This window comes from Pedobacter suwonensis (assembly GCF_900111825.1).
GTDB classification, from domain to species: Bacteria; Bacteroidota; Bacteroidia; order Sphingobacteriales; family Sphingobacteriaceae; genus Pedobacter; species Pedobacter suwonensis.
On sequence record NZ_FOJM01000005.1, the window covers coordinates 80,149 to 97,999 of the forward strand.

13 protein-coding genes and 1 tRNA gene are annotated in these 17,851 nt (G+C 40.9%); all 14 read left to right on the top strand.

Annotated features, from left to right (window positions below; all coding sequences use genetic code 11):
* The first annotated feature begins 23 nt into the window (after positions 1-23).
* The 14 genes from BM107_RS07805 to BM107_RS07865 all read left to right on the top strand — a co-directional run bounded on the left by BM107_RS07805 (position 24) and on the right by BM107_RS07865 (position 17,836).
* The gene (locus tag BM107_RS07805) at positions 24-1,571 is read left to right on the top strand and encodes a GH3 auxin-responsive promoter family protein (RefSeq protein WP_090981987.1); all 1,548 of its coding nucleotides are present in this window, start codon (positions 24-26) and stop codon (positions 1,569-1,571) included.
* A 352-nt stretch (positions 1,572-1,923) separates the two neighbouring features.
* Positions 1,924-3,084: a 1-deoxy-D-xylulose-5-phosphate reductoisomerase gene (locus BM107_RS07810; protein ID WP_090981988.1), complete on the top strand. Its 1,161-nt coding sequence runs from the start codon at positions 1,924-1,926 to the stop codon at positions 3,082-3,084.
* A gap of 29 nt (positions 3,085-3,113) precedes the next feature.
* Positions 3,114-4,502 carry an RIP metalloprotease RseP gene (rseP, locus tag BM107_RS07815; RefSeq protein ID WP_090981990.1) on the top strand — a complete coding sequence of 463 codons (1,389 nt, stop codon included), beginning with the start codon at positions 3,114-3,116 and terminating at the stop codon, positions 4,500-4,502.
* 83 nt (positions 4,503-4,585) lie between these two features.
* A complete protein-coding gene (hscB, locus tag BM107_RS07820; RefSeq protein WP_090981992.1) occupies positions 4,586-5,119 on the top strand; it encodes a Fe-S protein assembly co-chaperone HscB in 534 nt (177 codons plus the stop codon).
* A gap of 491 nt (positions 5,120-5,610) precedes the next feature.
* On the top strand, positions 5,611-5,922 hold the full coding sequence (locus BM107_RS07825) for a DUF3817 domain-containing protein (RefSeq protein WP_090981994.1): 312 nt from the start codon (positions 5,611-5,613) through the stop codon (positions 5,920-5,922).
* A gap of 79 nt (positions 5,923-6,001) precedes the next feature.
* A tRNA-Leu gene (locus tag BM107_RS07830) sits at positions 6,002-6,084 on the top strand.
* A gap of 548 nt (positions 6,085-6,632) precedes the next feature.
* Complete coding sequence (locus tag BM107_RS25065; protein WP_244278760.1) at positions 6,633-7,655, top strand: HAD-IC family P-type ATPase; 1,023 nt, start codon at positions 6,633-6,635, stop codon at positions 7,653-7,655.
* Between the two features lie 425 nt (positions 7,656-8,080).
* A complete protein-coding gene (locus tag BM107_RS25070; protein WP_244278771.1) occupies positions 8,081-9,139 on the top strand; it encodes an HAD-IC family P-type ATPase in 1,059 nt (352 codons plus the stop codon).
* A gap of 260 nt (positions 9,140-9,399) precedes the next feature.
* Positions 9,400-9,600 carry a universal stress protein gene (locus BM107_RS25195; RefSeq protein WP_090981996.1) on the top strand — a complete coding sequence of 67 codons (201 nt, stop codon included), beginning with the start codon at positions 9,400-9,402 and terminating at the stop codon, positions 9,598-9,600.
* A complete protein-coding gene (locus BM107_RS07845) occupies positions 9,558-10,265 on the top strand; it encodes a universal stress protein (protein WP_159435212.1) in 708 nt (235 codons plus the stop codon). Before BM107_RS25195 ends, BM107_RS07845 begins: the two co-directional genes overlap by 43 nt.
* A gap of 493 nt (positions 10,266-10,758) precedes the next feature.
* A complete protein-coding gene (locus tag BM107_RS07850) occupies positions 10,759-11,361 on the top strand; it encodes an RNA polymerase sigma-70 factor (RefSeq protein ID WP_090982000.1) in 603 nt (200 codons plus the stop codon).
* 55 nt (positions 11,362-11,416) lie between these two features.
* Positions 11,417-12,595, top strand: coding sequence for a FecR family protein (locus BM107_RS07855; RefSeq protein WP_090982002.1), 1,179 nt, complete (start codon positions 11,417-11,419; stop codon positions 12,593-12,595).
* 265 nt (positions 12,596-12,860) lie between these two features.
* Positions 12,861-16,370, top strand: a complete 3,510-nt coding sequence (locus BM107_RS07860; protein WP_090982004.1) for a SusC/RagA family TonB-linked outer membrane protein — start codon at positions 12,861-12,863, stop codon at positions 16,368-16,370.
* 50 nt (positions 16,371-16,420) lie between these two features.
* A complete protein-coding gene (locus tag BM107_RS07865; protein WP_090982006.1) occupies positions 16,421-17,836 on the top strand; it encodes a RagB/SusD family nutrient uptake outer membrane protein in 1,416 nt (471 codons plus the stop codon).
* Positions 17,837-17,851 lie beyond the last annotated feature (15 nt).

A 17,851-nucleotide genomic window follows, 5' to 3' on the forward strand; every position in this document is an offset into this window, starting at 1 on the left:
GGGGGGTAAATCAGATTAAATTTATGGAAAGAGAACGGAACGGTAGAAAGGAAAAGTCTTCTTCAGGAGGCTGGGGATTAAAAGCAGCGTTAAGTAAACCCTTTGCGGCATTTGCAGTCTGGCAGATCAACAAATGGAAATATAATGCCGTTAATGCTCAAAATGATATATTAAAGCGGCTGGTTAAAGCCGCCGAAAATACAGCTTTCGGGAAAGATCATCATTTTAATGATATTAAAACCTATGCTGACTTTAAAAAACATGTGCCGATTCATGATTATGAAGGTTTAAAGCCTTATGTGGACCGTGTTGTGGCCGGAGAGGCTGATGTGCTTTGGAAAGGAAAACCGCTTTATTTTGCTAAAACATCAGGTACTACATCAGGTGTCAAATATATCCCGCTTTCTAAAGAATCGATGCCTGAGCATATCAAAGCTGCGCGAAATGCCATTTTAACTTATATCAACGAAACGGGCAAGGCTGATTTTGTAAACGGAAAGATGATCTTTTTACAGGGGAGTCCGGTGTTGAATGTAAAAAATGGAATTAATGTAGGTCGTTTATCTGGCATTGTGGCCCACCACGTACCAGCTTATCTGCAAAAGAACCGGTTGCCTTCTTATGAAACCAATATCATTGAAGATTGGGAACAAAAGGTAGATGCCATTGTGGAGGAAACCATCAATGAAAACATGACTTTGATTTCAGGCATTCCGCCCTGGGTACAGATGTATTTCGATAAGCTTTCAGAAAAATCCGGAGGAAAGAGAATTGCCGAAATATTCAGGAATTTCAGTCTCTTTATTTACGGTGGTGTAAATTTTGAACCTTACCGGGCAAAAATTGAGCAGAGTATCGGTAGGAAAATTGATGCCATCGAAACCTATCCGGCTTCTGAAGGATTCATCGCTTATCAGGATTCGCAGAAAGACAAAGGTTTATTGTTATTGACTGATGCTGGTATTTTTTACGAATTTGTACCCACTGATGAATATTATAATGATCATCCAACACGGTTATCGCTTGGTGAAGTTGAACTGGATACCAATTATGCATTAATTTTAAATACCAATGCAGGATTATGGGGTTACAGTATTGGTGACACCGTTAAGTTTGTTTCTAAAAACCCTTACAAAATTGTGGTAGCAGGGCGGATTAAACATTTTATTTCTGCTTTTGGCGAACATGTAATAGGAGAAGAGGTAGAACAGGCCATTTTAAGCGTAGCGAATGAAGAGCAGGTAGAAATTACAGAATTTACAGTAGCGCCACAGGTTAATCCGGAAGCAGGGCAATTGCCTTATCACGAATGGTTTGTGGAATTTTCAACTGTACCAAAAGATCTGGCTTCCTTTAGCAAAAAGGTGGATGAGGCTTTGCAAAAGAAAAATATTTATTACTTTGACCTCATTGAAGGAAATATATTGCAGCCGTTGATTATACGTACTTTGCAAAAAGATGCCTTTGTAAACTATATGAAAAGTGAGGGAAAATTAGGCGGGCAAAATAAAGTACCGCGGTTGAGTAATGACAGGAAGTTGGCGGAAGGGCTGGAGCGGTATATTGTTTAAAGAATTCATCATTGCGAGGAGGAATGACGAAGCAATCTTTTTTGTAATAATAGCTTACGATAGATTGTCATTTCGAATCCAATGCAACGCAGTGGAGAACCCGAAGGCTCAGCGAAGCCAAATCTGTTTACACGGATTTAAAATTTCAGTTCGTGCCTTCACGAAACGAAACTATAATGGTTTGTGAGGATACAAACTATGGCAGAATAAAATAAAGCTTAATTGATTTAAGCAAAACGGTATTAAATAATTGAAAAGAATAACTGATCGCCACCGCTCGTGCCCTCACGAAACGAAACTTTAATGGTTGGTGAGGACACGAACCATGGCGACTGTAACTATATAAAACGATTTGAAAAGAATAACCATATTAGGTTCTACAGGGAGCATAGGTACACAAGCTTTGGAAGTGGTCAGGGATCATCCTGGAGTTTTTAAAGTAGCGGTGTTATCAGCACTGAAGAATTCTTTATTACTCATTCAGCAAGCAAAGGAATTTAAGCCTGCAGTTGTTGTAATTTGTGATGAAAGCAAATACAACGAAGTTAAAGAGGCTTTGCATGGCCTTAATATAAAAGTTTTGGCAGGCGAAGCCGCCTTGTCCGAAGTTGCGGCTTATCCGGATAGCGATGTTGTGCTTACGGCGTTAATGGGGTCGGTAGGGCTTAAACCTACTATTGCAGCTATAACAGCGGGAAAAAATATCGCGCTTGCAAATAAAGAAACCCTGGTGGTCGCAGGCGAACTGATTACCCAACTCGCAGCTCAACACCATGTTAAAATTTTACCGGTTGATTCGGAACATTCGGCCATATTTCAATGTTTGGTGGGGGAGGAACAAAATGAAATTGAGAAGATTTATTTAACCGCATCCGGAGGGCCATTTTTAGGTAAAACAAAGGGTTTTTTATCAACTGTAAAAAAAGAGCAGGCCTTAAAACATCCCAACTGGGTAATGGGTGCAAAAATTACCATCGATTCTGCCTCGTTAATGAACAAAGGTTTGGAGGTAATTGAAGCTAAATGGCTGTTTAATCTCGAGGTAGATCAAGTTGATGTAATTGTTCATCCTCAGTCAATTATTCACTCCATCGTTCAGTTTACCGATGGTTCTATGAAAGCCCAGATGGGCGTTCCTGATATGAAACTGCCGATCCAGTACGCATTAAATTATCCCGATAGGCTAAAAAACAATTTTAAGCGTTTTAATTTCTTAGATTATCCGACTTTCAGCTTTGAAAAGGCAGATATGGAAACATTCAGGAATCTGAACCTGGCATTTGCTTCCTTAAAAAAGGGAGGGAACATGCCCTGTATTTTAAATGCGGCGAACGAAATTGTGGTCGCGGCATTTTTGGAAGATAAAATCGGTTTCCTCCAGATGAGTGATGTAATTGAACAGTGTATGGAAGAAATCGGTTTTATAGAGAAACCACAATTGAACGATTTTTTAGAAACTGACAAACATAGCCGTATCTTAGCCGGCAGATTAGTAACAAAAAGTAAAGTTTAACATCTAACATAAAAATTTTATAAGCGAATATGAACGGATTGATTATGGCGGGGCAACTGCTGCTTGGATTGTCTTTATTGGTAATATTACACGAATTAGGACATTTCTTGGCAGCCAGAGCATTTGGTATTAAAGTAGAAAAGTTTTATTTATTTTTTGATGCATGGGGTTTTAAACTTTTCAGTTTCAAAAAAGGTGATGTTGAATATGGGGTGGGGTGGTTGCCACTTGGCGGATATGTGAAGATTGCGGGGATGATTGATGAGAGTATGGATACCGAACAGATGGCGCAGCCTGCACAACCTTGGGAGTTTCGTTCTAAACCAGCCTGGCAGCGTTTAATCGTAATGCTTGGGGGGATTATCGTAAACGTAATTGTAGGTATTTTTATCTTTTGGATGCTTACGTTCAACATCGGGCAAAATTATACGGTCAACAGCAAACTCAATGATGGTATTTCTGTAGGCACAATTGGTAAGGAAATCGGTCTGAAAAACGGAGATAAGATTTTAGCCATCAATGGCAATAAACTCATACGCTTTGAAGACGCGATATCAAGCAAAGTATTGTTTGATGGGGCACAATTAACTATTTTAAGAGATAATAAAACCCTTTATATCTCCGTGCCGGATACCATTCTAAATAAAATATCTAAAAATGATAAAGAAAATTTTATCTCTCCAAGGTATACCATGGAGCGTGTGGAAAAGGTAAGTGCACCTGATGAGAAAGCAGATAAGCCATCATTTTTTGATAATTTATTTGGAAAAAAATTCGAGAAACCTGTATATCCGGCATATACTGCTGGTATTAAACCAGGTGATAGTATTTTAGCTGTGAATGGAAAACCAATCACTTTTTTCGATCAGTTTAAAGAAGAAGTTTCTGCGAATAAGTTAAAACCCATTACGGTTAAAGCCTTGCGTAAAGGAAAAGAAATCACTTTCAATCTTAAAGTAAGTAAAGAGGGTACAATCGGAATTATTCCTAACCTGAAAATGCCTGAAACTGCACATGTAGATTTTGGCTTTATAGAATCGCTTCCTGTAGGCGCTAACATGGCCTGGAGTACATTTGTAGACAATGCTAAAGGTATCGGAAAAATGATTACCGGTAAGCTAAGTGCACGTAACATCAGCAGCCCGATCGGTATTGCAAAGGTTTATGGCAGCACTTTCGACTGGGTTAAATTCTGGACGCTGACAGGATTGATCTCTATGGCTTTGGCATTTATGAATTTGCTGCCTATCCCAGGCTTAGATGGTGGGCATGTGGTGTTTCTTTTGATCGAGATGGTACAGCGTAAGCCTGTAAGCGAAAAGGTGCTTGAAAGGGCTCAGATTGTGGGTTTTGTTATCCTGATCTGTTTAATGGTATTTGCCTTTGGTAATGATATTTTAAAATCTTTCGGTAAGTAAAAGCAAATTGATATTATTGCCGCAGATGAGCAGGTCTTTTAGCTGCTCTGTACATCTGCGGCTTTTTAATTTTAACATACATCATGAGTGTAGCAGCATCAGATATTAATTATTTCGATTTCTACGAATTACCAATTCAATTTTATCCGGATCAAACTATAGTAAAAGCTAAGTTTTATGCTTTGAGCAAACAGTTTCATCCTGATTTTTATGCCAATGAAAGCGAAGAAAAGCAGCAGGAAGTACTGGAATTATCTACATTGAATAATAAGGCTTACCAAACGCTAAGCAATGCTAAGAAACGCTTAAAATACGTATTGGAATTGAAGGGTATCGTAGCAGCTGATGAATCCTATCAACTGCCGCAATCTTTTCTAATGGAAATGATGGATATTAATGAGGCTTTAATGGATTTGGAATTTGAGCCAGATGCAGAAAAGCGCACACAGGTAAAACTTGATGTTGAGACGATAGGAAAAGATTTAACTAATGAGCTCCAGGAGCTGACGAGGCAGTTCGACAGCAATCCAAAGGAAGCTGATGCGCTGTTGCCTGCTATAAAGGATAATTTTTATCGTCAAAAGTATATCGACCGGATTAGGGAGAAATTGGCTTAACAGATGAGTAAAAAGTCCGGGGTCTGGGGTCCGGAGTCCGAAGATATGTTGTAATAGCCAGATGACTGGCTCAGTGTTCTCTGCGCCTTCACTTAATGTGCTCGGTGGTAAAAGATGAGATTGGTCTGAAAGTCCGGGGTCCGGGGTCGGAAGTCCGAAGATATGTTGTAATAACCAGATGACGGACTCAGTGTTCTCTGTGCCATCACTTAATGTACTTGGTGGTAAAAGACGGGGGGTGGTCTGAGAAGTCCAGGGTCTGGGGTGCGATTTCCGAAGATTTGGTGTAATAACCGGAAAATGCGCTCGGTGTTTTTGCTTTAACTCTTTGATTGTTGTGGTTATATACAATTGATACGCAACCGAGTTTCGGAAAGGTGATTGTCTAAACCCTAAACCTTCTACCTCATAAAACACTTTATTGTAAAATCATTTTTTACTTTTTGTTAGACAAAAGCTTTGTTTTATTTTCGGAACAAACAATCAGATCAATGAACAGTTCCCTTTCTATTTTTCGTAAAGTAGCCGTAGCAGAAGGAATATCATACCTGCTTCTATTATTTGTAGCCATGCCTTTAAAATACTTTGCTAACCTTCCCTTATATGTTAAGTATACCGGATGGGTTCACGGCTTGTTATTCGTATTATATGCAGCTACATTGGTTTTGGCCTGGCAGGAGCAAAAATGGAAGTTTGGTAAAGCAACCCTGATTTTTTTGGCTTCCTTGCTGCCGTTTGCCCCGTTTATTGTAGATCGCAAGCTGAAAGACGAACGGCCGGAAAATGTAAATAGCATAAAGTAAAATAGTTATAGATTAATTGAAAATATTTTTTGGATTTTAACTTTCAATTTCTACATTTGCAACCCCGTCCAACACGAATGCCCGGATGGCGGAATTGGTAGACGCGCTGGTCTCAAACACCTGTGGGAAACCGTGCCGGTTCGACTCCGGCTCCGGGTACCAAGCCGGAAAGAGAGTTTTTCGAAACATTCTTTCCGGTTTTTTTATGCCATAAATTCTTGTTTATAAGGTGTGTCAGGCCGGCTGGGGTCAAGCAAAAAAATGCGGATTAATTTTAGGCATAAATTTTAGATCATCGGAATAGGAAGAGTTTCACATTTCTTACGCCGCTGAACTCCTTGATCTCGCATTGAAGATTCAGTATGATAACCCTGCAAACGGCCTCAGCTAATTTTTTTAACCTGAACCAGATTGCTGGTTTTAATTGTATCTGAAAAGAATCTACCGCGACGACCTCTCCACTTTTGTTGATCTTATTAACTGGTGGGTAAAGCCCTTGATATCAAATCATTTATTATAGTGACTTAAGTCATACCTTTTTTTTTGTTCAAGTGATAAATTTGAGATGACATACCATTTGCCTTAGGCGGCTAAACGACATTTCAATAGAAAATATGATGAAAAATGACCAGGCGCTGCAAAGCTGTTAGTGTTTTTTGTTATCTGGACTGAAATACTGTGTAAAACGTTGCAAAAATAATTCAACGGTAATGGAGATAAATACTTTTGGGTTTAATGGTTTGAGCGATATCCAGGTAATGGCTTCCCGGGAGAAGTACGGCGCAAACGTCTTGTCCTACAAAAAGGAAAATCCCTTCCTCGATGCTCTCAAAAAAATTATAAAGGAGCCAATGGTGATCTTGTTGCTGGCTGCGGCCCTGATTTATTTTCTTACAGGGAAAACCGGCGATGGTATTTTTCTCTCTCTTGCCGTATTAATTGTTGCTGCCATCTCCCTCTATCAGGATTCGCGGAGCCGAAACGCTTTGGAAAAATTAAAAGATTTTTCGCAGCCCAAATGCAGCGTGATCAGAAACGGGATGGTGATGGATATAAACTCAGGAGATCTTGTCATAGGGGATTATCTGATTGTTGAGGAAGGAAAATCAATAACGGCTGACGCAGTAATTGTTCATTCCAATGATTTCTCTGTCAATGAAAGCGTGCTCACCGGCGAGTCCCTGGCTGTTTATAAAGACAGTTCTTCAGACGAGAATTTAATCTTTCACGGAACCACCGTGGCAAGCGGCCTTGCTATTGCCACCGTACAGGCTATAGGAAATAAAACCCGCCTTGGCAGAATCGGGAAAAGCCTGGAGTCGATAAAAGAAGAAAAAACACCTCTTGAACTGCAGATAAACAATTTTGTTAAAAAAATGGTAATGGTTGGTGGTATGGTATTCCTCGCCGTTTGGTTAATAAACTACCTCCGCTTTCCGCATATTCTCGACAGCCTGATCAAGGCACTGACCCTGGCAATGAGCATTTTACCGGAAGAAATCCCTGTAGCATTTACAACATTTATGGCACTGGGTGCCTGGCGCATGATGAAAATGGGGATTGTCGTCAAACAAATGAAAACCGTTGAGACCCTTGGCAGTGCTTCAGTAATCTGTACCGATAAAACCGGAACCCTGACCGAGAACAGGATGAGCCTGACAAAAATATATGCCCTGCAGACCAATCAAATCAGTAATGTTGAAGGTCATGTTTTCGATTCGGCCACTCAGTAAATCTTAACCCTGGGTATGTGGGCCAGTGAACCTATACCCTTCGATCCAATGGATGTTGCCCTGCATGATGCCTACCTTAAAATTCATCAGAAGACGAGCGCCATGCCTTCCATATGATTCATGAGTATCCGCTGGGAGGGAAGCCCCCATTATGACACACCTGTTTGAAAACTCCCATGGCCATCGAATTATCTCAGCCAAAGGGGCACCAGAAGCACTTATGATGGTAAGTCATCTTAGCGAATTTCAAAAGCAAAACATCAATGAAGCGATTTTTCCTTTGGCCAAAGAGGGGTATCGGGTTTTGGCAGTAGCAGGCAAGTTTTGAAGGGGATAATTTTCCGAAAAACCAGCAGGAATATGAGTTCTCATTTAAGGGGCTCCTGGCCTTCTATGATCCTCCTAAGAAAAATATCAGCGCTGTACTGGATGCCTTTTATGCTGCAGGTATCGCTGTTAAGATTATCACAGGAGACAATGCACAAACTACTGGCGCCATCGCAAGGCAGATCGGCTTTAGGGGTGCTGAAGATTGTATAGGCGGTGATGAGCTGATGCCACTATCTTTAACCCAGCTCGGAAAAAAGGTTAAATCTGTAAATATTTTTACCCGGATGTTTCCTGAGGCCAAGCTAAAGATCATAAATGCAATCAAAAACAATAAAGAAATAGTAGCCATGACCGGTGACGGGGTGAATGACGGACCTGCATTGAAAGCTGCTCATATCGGCATCGCTATGGGCAAAAAAGGAACTGAGATTGCCAAGCAGGCCGCTTCATTGATATTGCTTGAGGATGATTTATCCAAGATGGTTGATGCGGTGGCGATGGGCAGGCGCATTTATACCAATTTGAAAAAGGCCATACAGTATATTATATCCATTCATATTCCCATTGTATTAACCGTATTTATACCGCTGGCCATGGGCTGGATTTATCCTAATATTTTCTCACCTGTTCATATCATTTTTTTAGAGCTGATTATGGGGCCAACCTGTTCGATCATTTATGAGAATGAGCCGATCGAGAAAAATACAATGCTGCAGAAACCAAGACCGCTGACTTCAACCTTCTTTAATTGGAAAGAATTATCTATGAGCATCATTCAGGGATTGGTAATTACCGCAGGGACACTTGCAGCATATCAGCATGCGATTAATGATGGAGCGGATGAGCTAATCACACGCACCATGGTGTTCAGCTGCCTGATATCCGCAAATATATCGCTCACGCTGGTCAACCGCTCTTTTTTCTACTCGCTTTTTACTACCACAAGGTACAAGAATAACCTTGTTCCCATCAAGATAGGCATTACCGTTGTCATTTCAGGTGCGTTGATCTACTTGCCACCCCTGGCATCATTTTTTGGATTTCAGTCACTTAGTTTAGTTAGACTCTTGATTAGCATTGTCTTGGGATTTGTTTCTGTCGCGGGGTTTGAACTTGTCAAATGGAGAAACAGGACATATCAGCAACCAAAATAAAAAGCCTCGGTTAAAACTGTCCGGAACTCCCATCATGCCTCTTGCTTGTAGGATAAGAAAAAAACGATGAGCAGGAGCTAGGTTGTTTAGCAGACTTTTTGAAGGTAATCAGCTATATCGGTACTGAATCTGCTCTGCTGATCGAAAACATATTTATATATGATCAATATCATCGCCGGAAAAAAGGGAAATTCTGAACTTAGGTGCATACATGGTTGTGCAGTTGCCCGGCCAGCGAAAAATTGATAAATATCCGGATCATGAAAACAATACTTGCTTTGACCGATTTTTCAGAATCTGCTGAAAATGCGTCACGCTATGCATACGAACTTGCAAAAAGGGTTAAGGCTCACCTGATGCTTTGTAATGCCATCACCGTTCCGCTTTCACAGCCCATCCCGGCGGAATGGTTTGGCCAATGGATTATGATTCGGTCATTAGCAAGAGCAAAAGAGCGCTGAAAGACTTTGCCCATCTGATCGTTGATTCAAACGGTCTTCCAGATAAAGCCTTTCCCAAAGTTTCTGTAAAAGTAAAGGTTGGCGATATCTCTGATCTCGTGCGGGAAGCCGTTCTAACCACCGAGGTTAATCTGGCCGTGATGGGGCTTTCCGGTGCCGGAGATATGCGGAGGTTTTTTCTGGGTAGCAGTACCAGGGACATGATAGACGCGGCGCAGCTACCCCTGATGCTTATACCGAAAACTGTAAAATTCAGTCCCTTTACTAAAATCGCGTTCGCAACCGATTTGAGTACCGCGGACTTTGAGGCCATCCAGTCCCTGGCAGTGTTGGCATCAGCATCCAATGCAGAGTTGCTTATCGTCCATGTTGTAGAGAATGGGATGGGGCCCGAGAGAACAGGAAAGATCAATGACTTTATTGCCCGGCTGAGGACAGACATCAACTACGATAAGATATATTATAAAAATGTATACAATAAGGATGTTGAGGGTGGACTGGAATGGCTCAGTGAACACGGGCAAATAGATTGCCTTTCTATGATTCATCGTCCGCATGATTTTCTCGACGGGGTGCTGAAGGGTAGCCATAGCCAAAAAATGGCCAGGCTTACCGAACTCCCGCTGCTCGTATTTCCTCAGGGCCATAAGGATGTTGTTTCCTAAGAATCTCCAGACAAGATATATCCAAAATGATCCTAAAACGATGAAAGCCGCTGTGATCCATGGTTTGTGATCATCCCCAGCGTATTGAGTGGGTAAAGGTCAAAAAAACAAAAGGATCCTTCGCTAAACGCATGTCGATTTGTTATCTCTCACAAATGATTATGGTTTATGCAACAAAATTTAATCAATTAAAATGTCAGGTTTTTCGTTCAAAGTTTCCCAGTCAGGATATTTTTGATACGAAATACTTAACCTGGGTTTGATATTATTTTATAAACCCTTTAGCTTTCAAATCATCAACCATAGGCTAAATAAGCATTAAAAAGCTTTTAACATATTACGTGGGCCTTAAACGGAGCAACGCTTTGCCTGATCCATCTTTTTTGTAGTATCAAAATTATGAGGAAGTCAATAAACTTTACCCGCACTAAATAATAGTTGGTCTTTTTTTGATAATACATTCATTTCGTAAATTCATAGCTTTTAACTATCTATGTCATTCATTAAGTTATTAATGGAAGGAGAGGAGAGTAAAACACTTAATATCGACCAATTCGAAATGATGTTTCGCAGAAACCATCAATTTCTATGTGCTGTGGCTATGGAATACGTTCATGATCAGTTTACAGCGGAAGATATGGTGCAGGACTTTTTCCTTGACTTCTGGCAGAGGCGTCATACCATTCAGTTCACCACAAGTTTCGAAGCCTACGCACGAAGAGCTGTAAAATATAAATGTATCGATTTCCTGCGTAAAAGTGCAGTAAATGAAAAGAGGAATTCGATGTTGGACACGTTAGATCAGGAGCAAGAAGATATTAATGAGACAGAATATAGCGAAGTCAGGCATCAGCGTTACCTAAAAATTGTTGAATTGGTTCAAAAACTTCCGGAAAGCAGGCAAAATATTTTTATCATGCATGCGGTAGACAAAATGACCTATGTAGAAATTGCAAAAAAGCAAAATATTTCTGTAAATACGGTTAAAACACAATTAAGCAGAGCTTATTCTGCGCTTCGCACTCATATAGTTCTAGTTTGCATTACTTTTACCCTTTTTCAGGGAGTATTTAAATTTATTTTAGAGAAAAAATAAAAATTTATCCATTGGCTGTCACCCATTTTCAATACATCTACGACAGTGTTGTAATATGGATAAGAAATTCAGCAATTTTACTCCTGACTGGGACAAGCTTTTAGATGAACTAGAAGCTGATGAGCAGTTATCTAATTCCCTGAGTGCCGATGAACAATTACTTTTGGCAGAACTTCGTACCATCAGGAATGCATCTGCTGACGCACTGAAAGCTTATTCTTTTTCTGATACCAATAAAAAATGGGCTGAATTAAGGGCTCAGATCGAGCCAACAGTGGCTGTACGGCGTAAGGTTGGTGTGCGTAAACTTTGGTTCAGCATCGCAGCTGCTGCGGTGCTGTTTATTATAGCCATTAGTTTTATTTATAACCGCTATCAGCAGGAGCCGCAGCCACAAAAGCTGGTCAATATGATCAAAAACGATATTGCACCTGGCAAAAATGCTGCTACCCTCACCTTAGATAACGGCAAACAAATTATCTTATCTGCTGCTAATAACGGTAATCTGGCTCAGGAAGCAGGAATTGTGATCAGTAAAACTGCAGATGGGCAGCTCATTTACACCGCAACAGGTGCTAAAACAGCTGCAGGTACACACATTCATACCTTGTCGACTGCCAGGGGTGAAACTTATCGCCTGCGTTTGCCAGATCAAAGTGAAGTATGGCTGAATTCATCTTCCTCTATCAAGTTCCCCGCATCATTTGCATCGGCGAAATCGCGTAAAGTGGAACTTACAGGTGAAGCTTACTTTCAGATTGCAAAAGATAAAGTACATCCCTTTATTGTAAAAACCAACCTTCAGGAGGTACAGGTACTGGGCACACATTTCAATGTGAACAGTTACGCTGATCATCGCAAAGCAGTAACTACGCTTATTGAAGGAAGTGTGAGGGTGTCCAATCGTTCACAACAGACAAAAACCATTAAACCTGGAGAGCAATCTACAGTACTGGACGGGCAAGACATTGCCGTTGCGCCTGCCGACATTAAAAATGTAATGGCCTGGAAAAATGGTTATTTCCGTTTCAGAAATGAGCCGATTGAAGAGGTGATGGCAAAGATCAGTCGTTGGTACGATATCGATGTGGTATACGCCGGGAAAGTATCGGGTGAGCTATTCAATGGTAACATTTCGCTTCATAAAAATATAAGCGAAGTGCTGAATATGCTCAGCTATTCAAATGATGTAAAATTTAAAGTTGAAGGAAGGAGGGTAACCGTTATACAATAGAAATATACACAATCTAATCTATCGGAAATTCAAATTCGTCCCCCCGGGACCACAAGGGGCTGCGATGCAGAATAAATTTAAATACCAGTCCGACGCCAATCGAACTGGTAATAAAAGTCCGGTAATTAACCAAACAGTTAACTAACCGCTAAAAGCCGCGAACTCGAAATACAAGGCTTTAAGCAACAACCAAACTTATCAAATGTACCAAATTTGCACTAAACCAGTGCGCTTTCTTAGCGCGCAACACAAACTATGGAGAGTTATGAAGCTAACCACTTTACTCATACTTGCTTTTATCATGCAGGTCAGTGCGGCCACCTACGCACAAAAAATTACCCTGTCGGCCAAAAACGCTGGACTATTTACGATTTTTGATCAGATCAGTGACCAGACAGGATACGATTTTGTGATCACAAATTCTGTGTTAAAGGGTTCTAAAAAAGTTACGATAGATGTTAAAAATGCTGAACTGAACGACGTTCTTGATCAGATATTCAAAGACCAATCGCTGGAATTTACGATTACCAACAAATCAGTACTTGTAAAAAAGAAAGCGCCTGCATTATTTGAAAAAATTATTAATCATTTTCAGGCGATTGATGTTACCGGTAGGGTGCTCAACGAAAAAAATATGCCTCTTCCCGGCGCTATTGTAAGTTTAAAGGGATTGAAAAAACAGGTAGTAACCAATAGTGATGGTGAGTTCAAACTGGAGAATGTGGATGAAGATGCTGTACTTGTAGTTACGTTTTTAGGTTATCAGACCAGGGAGATCAAGGCTTCGCAAAATCTTGGCAACATCGTGCTTGCTATTCAAACCAGTCAGTTGGATGAAGTGACCGTTTCAACAGGTTATCAAACGCTTTCAAGAGAACGCGTTACCGGCTCATTTTCGAAGGTATCATCCAAGCAGCTGGATCAACAGCGTCTAAGTAGTATGCAGTCGCTACTGGAAGGCAGGGTACCAGGTTACAACAATGGTCTGATCAGAGGAACAACTTCAATGAACAACCAACTGGTACAGCCTTTATATGTAATCGATGGCTTCCCTATAGAAAACCTGAAGCTGGATGCCAACAATAATGTAGCTCAAGGCATACCGGGACTAAACCTGGAAGATATTGAAAGCATTACGGTACTTAAAGATGCTGCTGCGGCATCTATCTATGGAGCACGTGCTTCCAATGGTGTTATCGTTATTGTAACCAAGAAAGCAAAAATGGGCAAGCCTCAAATCTCTGCCTCCAGTACATTCACTGTATCACCTTACAGGTTATATACCGATAACCTGACGAGTTCGTCAGACATCATAGAACTGGAAAAAGAATGGGCGGCGAATAACCCGAATTTACGGGGTGCAAATGCTGCTAATTATGCGGCCAACCTATTGCAAAATATGGCCTATCCGAGCCAGGGTATTAATGCTATTCTGAAAAATGCTGCCGGTACGCTATCACAAGCAGATCTCAACAGCAGATTAGCACAACTGGCATCCAGTGGATACCAGTATTATGATGATGTAGAAAATTACAGTAAACGTAATCCCTTTTATCAGCAATATAACCTGAGTGCCGGCAGTGCAACCGAAAAAAATGCTTTATATTCATCTGTCACTTACCGTAACAATAAAACACAGGATAAATTTGCAGGTGATGAATCCGTTGGTGTTAATATCAACAACACCACCCAGATCACCAAGTGGCTGAGCATGGAACTGAGTACATTCTTGTCTTACGTTGAGGGGAATACCCAGCCTTATAATACCTTATCACCGGGATATGCCTATTTACCTTACGACCGTTTGGTGAATGCCGATGGAAGCAACTTTACTTCTACTGCAGCGTCACGTTTATCTGCCAATACCATGGCACTGATCAATAATAACCGGCTGTACAATATGGACATTACGCCATTGGATGAACAGGCAATGAACCTTGGCAAAACAAAGAACTTTACCAGCAGGTCGTTTGTCCGCCTGGGTGCAAAAATAACCGATTGGTTATCTTACAAATCAAGTTTTCAATATGAGTATGCAACCAGCAGGCTCGATCAGCTGTATGATAAAAATTCCTATTTTGTTCGCAGTAAGGTAAATAGTTTTGCTTCTGGTAATCCTGTAGCTGGCGGAACCGCAATCTTCAATCTTCCCTATGGGAATATCAATTACAAAGAAAATCAGTTCAATAATGCATATAACTTCCGCCAGCAGTTAAACGTTGACAAAACTTTTGGGGAGAAACATAGCTTTACCGCAATTTTAGGTTCTGAGATCAGGAACAGAAAAATTGAATATTATAACCAGTCGCTTTACAATTATAATCCAAATACATTAACCTACAGCTTAGTCAACCAGCCTTTATTGGGCAGCTACCCCGGGAATATTCTCGGAGGGGGAAATTTTACTGCAAGAGATGCAGCATTTAATAGGGTCAATATAGAGCGTTTTGTCTCTTTCTACAGTAATGTTGGCTATGCCTATGATGAAAAGTATCTCTTTACAAGTAGTATCCGATGGGATAAGTCAAACCTCTGGGGTACCAGTTCAAAATATCAGCATACACCCATCTGGTCATTTGGCGCAGGCTGGAATATCAACAAGGAATCTTTCTTTAATGCAGACTGGGTAGACCGGTTGAAATTACGTGCTTCACATGGTATCGGCGGCAATGTTTACACTAATAGTGCACCATTTACCACTTTTAATTTTAACCCTAACTACAATGTAGGAGGCTTGCAGGCAACAGTAGGCAGTAGACCAAATCCAATGTTATCATGGGAAAAAACAACAACCACCAATGGCGGTTTGGACTTTGCTGTATTGAATAACCGTTTGTCGGGTTCAGTAGATTATTATCGTAAAAGAGGTACCGATTTACTTGCCAATACGCAGGGCGTGCCCACAGAGGGATTTGGTTACTCAACCTATGTCATCAATAACGGAAAGATGCTGAATAATGGTATTGAAGTGAATCTGTCTGGCGATATTATACGCGCTAAAGATTTGAACTGGAACTTAAGTGTACAGTATGCTTATAACAAGAATAAAGTTACCTACGTGAATGTCGAGGCTCCTTTCTATATTCTTCAGCTTGATTATCCGCAATCATTTCCGCGTATCGGAAATCCATACAATGCCATTTACAGTTATCAATGGGCTGGTTTGAGTGATAAAGGATTGCCACAGGTTTATAATGAAAAAGGAGAGAAGGTGTTGGCTTCGCCAACTACGCTACAATCTATTGTGTACAGCGGAACGACTGTTCCAAAATACAGCGGATCATTTAACAGTACGCTGGATTATAAAAACTTCACTTTATCTTTTCTGTTGACTTTCGAGGGCGGTCATAAAATGAGGAATACATTTTTACCTACACTTGGAGCCGGCTATAATAGTGCGCTTAACGGCTATGTAACGCAAATCAGTACCGTAAACAAAGATATTGTAAACCGGTGGAGAAATCCTGGTGATGAGCTAACAACCAATGTGCCTAAAGTGGTTTTTGCCGAAGATCCTGCGTATAACAGCCAAAGTGCCAGTATGTATGGTTATGCTGATATCAATGTGATTGATGCGAGCAATATGCGTTTAAGAAATATTTCACTTGCATATAAAGTACCGCAACTGGTGGCTAAAAAGGCAGGAATGAGCAATATACGTTTCCAGTTTAATGTGGAGAATGCATTTACACTGGCCAAATCTCAAACGGCGAAATACCTGCTTAATGGATACAGCATGCCGAATTATGTATTGGGAGCTTATCTGACTTTCTAAAAACAGTTTATACTGCACCAGCAGTAAAAGAACATTTAAAGACATAAGTGATGAAAAAAATACTTTTAAACACCATAAAATTAGCGGCTATTGCTTCAGTACTGAGCCTTAGCAGCTGCAATAAATTTATTGATATACTTCCTGTAGGGTACGGACAGATTCCTACCGCACTATCAGATTATGAAGCCCTGTTGCGCGATGAATATGGCAACCACCGCACAGATATTACCCAGGCTGTACTTTTGCTGAACGACAAGTTTGAAACCAGCGGCAACCTGAATTACTATCCCCTGTACAAGGCAAACTATAACTGGAATGAATCGGCGGATCGAATTGCATTAAACAATGCCGATGAAGGTACCTATTACAACATGTACACCGGAATAAACACCAGCAACCTGATTATCGGAAAGGCAGCCGGTACTACCGGTGGTACCGATGCACAGAAAGCTGAACTGATTGCTCAGGCGAAAGTGCTGAGGGCGTTTGATTATGATATCCTTGCCAATTATTACGCAGATACTTATGAAGAAGCAAATGCAGGCACCAAATTATCGGTGCCGCTGATCCTCAGTGCTGATATTGGCGCTCCTTATACGCAGGTATCGATCAAAGAGTTATATGATTTTATGTTAAAGGATATCAATGAGGCCATTCCAGCTTTGGGTGCCACCAGTGCAACAGTACTTCATCCTAACCTCGGATCAGCAAATGCGTTGAAAGCCAGGATACTTTTACAAATGGGAAGATATGCAGAAGCTTTGGCCGCCGCGAACGAAGCGTTGAAGTACAATGATAAACTGTTCGATTGGACAACTTTTTATAATACTTACAAAACGCAGATAGAGGCAGTTAATGTATATTCAAATGCGCCTTCGCCAATGGGCTTTAATTATGTGGAAAATTATTATTTCCGTCATGGTTCATCTAGTAATGCCGGCCGGGAACAGTCGATCCGCGTGGACCGTGCAACCCGTTTTGAACAGGGAGATGCAAGGTTTGCTTCACGCTGGAAACTCCGGACAGTTGGTGCAGATACTTATTATACCAGCATTACCACCGGATATTTCAACGTGGGTGGACTAACCACCACTGAAGTTTACCTGATTAAAGCAGAATGTCAGGCACGTCTCAATGATGTTCCAGGTGCAATGTCTACCCTGAACATGGTGAGGGTAAAAAGAATCTTTGCTGCAAATTATGCACCGCTAAGTGCAACTAACACGATCGAAGCGGTAAAACTGATTCAGCGGACCAAAAGAAACGAACTTATTTTAGGCATTACACCATTTGCTGATACACGTCGCCTGAATAAAGATGCTAATTATGCTGTTACGCTAAGCAAAACGGAAGGTGGGCAAGCCTTAACGCTTACTCCTAACTCACGTATGTGGACGATGCCATTTCCACAGGGTGCCTCAAAAAATCCGGGTAATGGCACCATCAAACAGAATGTAGATAAGTAAAGAAATACCAAGTTA

Excerpts from the sequence above, each read along its gene's own strand:
- BM107_RS07825 (WP_090981994.1), top strand. The coding sequence starts at position 5,611 with ATGAACAGTTCCCTTTCTATTTTTCGTAAAGTAGCCGTAGCAGAAGGA.
- BM107_RS07855 (WP_090982002.1), top strand. The coding sequence starts at position 11,417 with ATGGATAAGAAATTCAGCAATTTTACTCCTGACTGGGACAAGCTTTTA.
- BM107_RS07860 (WP_090982004.1), top strand. The coding sequence starts at position 12,861 with ATGAAGCTAACCACTTTACTCATACTTGCTTTTATCATGCAGGTCAGT.
- BM107_RS07865 (WP_090982006.1), top strand. The coding sequence starts at position 16,421 with ATGAAAAAAATACTTTTAAACACCATAAAATTAGCGGCTATTGCTTCA.
- rseP (WP_090981990.1), top strand. The coding sequence starts at position 3,114 with ATGAACGGATTGATTATGGCGGGGCAACTGCTGCTTGGATTGTCTTTA.
- BM107_RS25065 (WP_244278760.1), top strand. The coding sequence starts at position 6,633 with ATGGAGATAAATACTTTTGGGTTTAATGGTTTGAGCGATATCCAGGTA.
- hscB (WP_090981992.1), top strand. The coding sequence starts at position 4,586 with ATGAGTGTAGCAGCATCAGATATTAATTATTTCGATTTCTACGAATTA.
- BM107_RS07805 (WP_090981987.1), top strand. The coding sequence starts at position 24 with ATGGAAAGAGAACGGAACGGTAGAAAGGAAAAGTCTTCTTCAGGAGGC.
- BM107_RS25195 (WP_090981996.1), top strand. The coding sequence starts at position 9,400 with ATGAAAACAATACTTGCTTTGACCGATTTTTCAGAATCTGCTGAAAAT.
- BM107_RS07845 (WP_159435212.1), top strand. The coding sequence starts at position 9,558 with ATGGATTATGATTCGGTCATTAGCAAGAGCAAAAGAGCGCTGAAAGAC.
- BM107_RS07850 (WP_090982000.1), top strand. The coding sequence starts at position 10,759 with ATGTCATTCATTAAGTTATTAATGGAAGGAGAGGAGAGTAAAACACTT.